Annotated in this window: 3 protein-coding genes and 1 pseudogene; all 4 read left to right on the top strand. The window is 65.9% G+C overall.

Going from position 1 to position 2757, the window contains the following annotated elements; genetic code table 11:
- Nucleotides 1-953: NADH-quinone oxidoreductase subunit N (locus I71_RS07710; protein ID WP_042693489.1), on the top strand; the 953-nt coding region annotated here is incomplete at its 5' end.
- A gap of 10 nt (nt 954-963) precedes the next feature.
- A complete protein-coding gene (locus tag I71_RS07705) occupies nt 964-1761 on the top strand; it encodes a biotin--[acetyl-CoA-carboxylase] ligase (RefSeq protein ID WP_042693487.1) in 798 nt (265 codons plus the stop codon).
- Between the two features lie 32 nt (nt 1762-1793).
- Nucleotides 1794-2567, top strand: a complete 774-nt coding sequence (locus I71_RS07700) for a type III pantothenate kinase (protein WP_042693485.1) — start codon at nt 1794-1796, stop codon at nt 2565-2567.
- A pseudogene (locus tag I71_RS07695) lies at nt 2564-2757 on the top strand (hypothetical protein); the annotation flags it as partial. The gene I71_RS07700 and the pseudogene I71_RS07695, both read left to right, overlap by 4 nt.

The raw sequence follows: 2757 nt of genomic DNA, 5'->3' as shown, positions 1-2757 counted from the left end.
CGCTCTCCTCGGGCATGCTGCTGTACGGCGCCTCGCTGGTCTACGGCTTCGCCGGCACCACGTCCTTCGACAAGGTGGCGGCGCTGTTCGCCGGCGGCGCCCATGTGTCGCCTGGGCTGGTGATCGGTCTGGTGTTCGTGATGGCCGGTCTGGCCTTCAAGATCTCCGCCGCTCCGTTCCACATGTGGACGCCGGACGTGTATGAGGGTGCGCCGACCCCGGTCACCGCCTTCTTCGCGGCGGCACCGAAGGTGGCGGCCATCGCCCTGCTGACCCGCGTGGTGATGGAGCCGTTCGGCCATCTCGCCGCTCAGTGGCATCAGGTGCTGGTGGCGACCGCCATCCTGTCGATGGTGATCGGTTCCTTCGTCGCCATCATGCAGACCAACATCAAGCGCCTGATGGCCTACAGCTCCATCGGCCATGTCGGTTACGCGCTGGTCGGCCTGACCACCGGTACGCAGGACGGCGTCCGTGGCGTGCTGATCTACATGGCGCTCTACATCGCCATGAACATCGGCGCCTTCGCGGTCATCCTCAGCATGAAGGCCAAGGGCCGGATGCTGGAGGAGATCAAGGACTTCTCCGGCCTGTCCAAGACCAACCCGATGCTGGCCGCCACCATGGCGATCTTCATGTTCTCCATGGCCGGCATCCCGCCGATGGCCGGCTTCTTCGGCAAGCTCTACGTCTTCCTGGCCGCCATCGCCGCCCAGGAATACACGCTGGCCGTGGTCGGTGTGCTGACCAGCGTCGTTGGTGCCTTCTACTATCTGCGGATCATCAAGATCATGTATTTCGACGAGCCGGCGGTGGTGGTCGACAAGGTGGATGACGACGGCATGACCGGCGTCCTGGTGCTCACCAGCCTGTTCACCCTGCTGTTCTTCGTCGCTCCGGCGCCGATCCTGAACGGTGCGGCGGCGGCGGCGGCGGCCCTGTTCGCCGGGTGACATCCGACCGATGACAGCATCGCTCGAAGCGGAGGCGGCGCGTCTGCGCCTGCCTCCGGGCTTCCAGGTCAAGGCCTTCGACTCCGTCGGCAGCACGAACGACGAGGCGAAGGCCTTGTCGCGTTCCGGGGCACCCGAGGGCACCATCGTCTGGGCCCGTCGGCAGGAGAGCGGCCGGGGCCGTCGCGGCCGGGTCTGGACCTCTCCCGAGGGCAATCTCTACAGCACAACGATTCTGCGTCCCGGCCTGCCGCCGGCTGAAGCCGCCCAGATCTCCTTCGTCGCTGCGCTTGCCATCGCCGAAACCGCCGAGTCGGTGTTGCCCGACCCCGGCGGCGTGCGCTGCAAATGGCCGAACGACGTGCTGGTGCATGACCGCAAGCTGTCCGGCATCCTTCTCGAGTCGGAGCCTGCAGGCGACGGCAGGGTCGCTTGGGTGGTGCTGGGGGTCGGCATCAACCTGCGGCATTTTCCCCCGACCGTCGATTACGGCGCCACTTCGCTGATCGCCGAAGGGGCTCCGCCCATGGGCCCGGCCGCGCTGCTGGAGGTCTATGCGGAGCATCTGGAGCGCTGGTACAGCCGCTGGCGGAGCCATGGTTTCGCTCCCGTGCGCGATGCCTGGATGTCGCGGGCCAGGGGGCTGGGCGGGCCGATTCTGGTCAGGCTGGCGGATCGGACGATCTCCGGGACCTTCGCCGATCTGGACAGCGACGGCGTTCTGTTGCTTGATCCAACGGACGGCGGCCCGCGGCAGCGGATCGCCGCCGGCGACGTCTTCTTCGCGCCTCCTGTTGCCGAACCCTGATTTCAAACGCCCACCGCCTTCAGGACTTTGCCATGTTGCTCGCCATCGACGCCGGAAACACGAATGTGGTGTTCGCCATCTATGACGGCGACCGCCAGCGCGGCATCTGGCGCACGGCGACCGACCCCAAACGCACCTCCGACGAATACATGGTGTGGCTCACCCACCTGATGGCGCTGAAGGGTCTGAAGCCGGTCGATATCCATGGCGCCATCATCGCCAGCGTGGTGCCCGGCGCCACCTTCAACCTGAAGCGGCTGTGCAAGGATCATTTCGGCTGCGAGCCGGTGATCGTCGGCCAGCCCGGCGTCGATCTCGGCGCCAAGGCGCTGGTCGACCGGCCGGAGGAGGTCGGGGCCGACCGTCTGGTGAACACGGTTGCCGCTGCCGCGACCTACAAGACCCCGCTGATCGTCATCGATTTCGGCACGGCGACGACCTTCGATGTCGTGGATGCCGATGGCAACTACCGTGGCGGCGTCATCGCGCCCGGGCTGAACCTGTCGCTGGAGGCGCTGCAGATGGCGGCGTCCAAGCTGCCGCGCGTGGAGATCCAGCCCCCGTCCCAGGTGATCGGCAAGAACACCATCGCCTGCATGCAGTCCGGCATCTTCTGGGGGTATGTCGGCCTGATCGAAGGGCTGGTTTCCCGCATCCGGGCGGAGTACGGCGAACCGATGCGGGTGGTCGCCACCGGCGGATTGGCTGTTCTTTTCGCCAAGGCTACCCATGTCATCGAACACACCGATAATGAGCTGACGCTCCGCGGTCTCCTCCTGATCCACAAGCGCAACACGGTCCAATGACACAATCCTCCAAGTCAGCCGCCGGAACGCCCGAAACCCCGGCGGATACCTTCGTTCAGGAGGATGGCGCACTCTATTTCCTCCCACTCGGCGGCTCCGGCGAGATCGGGATGAACCTCAACCTCTACGGCTATCAGGGCAAATGGCTGATGGTGGATCTCGGCATCTCTTCGCCGACGACACCTGCCCG

The sequence above is a fragment of the Azospirillum sp. B506 genome (assembly GCF_000333595.1).
Classification (GTDB): Bacteria; Pseudomonadota; Alphaproteobacteria; order Azospirillales; family Azospirillaceae; genus Azospirillum.
Note: the sequence above shows the minus strand (reverse complement) of the source record. Positions and strands in the feature narration are given on the sequence as shown.

Bases quoted from the DNA above. Each gene is read 5' to 3' on its own strand.
- I71_RS07705 (WP_042693487.1), top strand. From the start codon at position 964: ATGACAGCATCGCTCGAAGCGGAGGCGGCGCGTCTGCGCCTGCCTCCG.
- I71_RS07700 (WP_042693485.1), top strand. From the start codon at position 1,794: ATGTTGCTCGCCATCGACGCCGGAAACACGAATGTGGTGTTCGCCATC.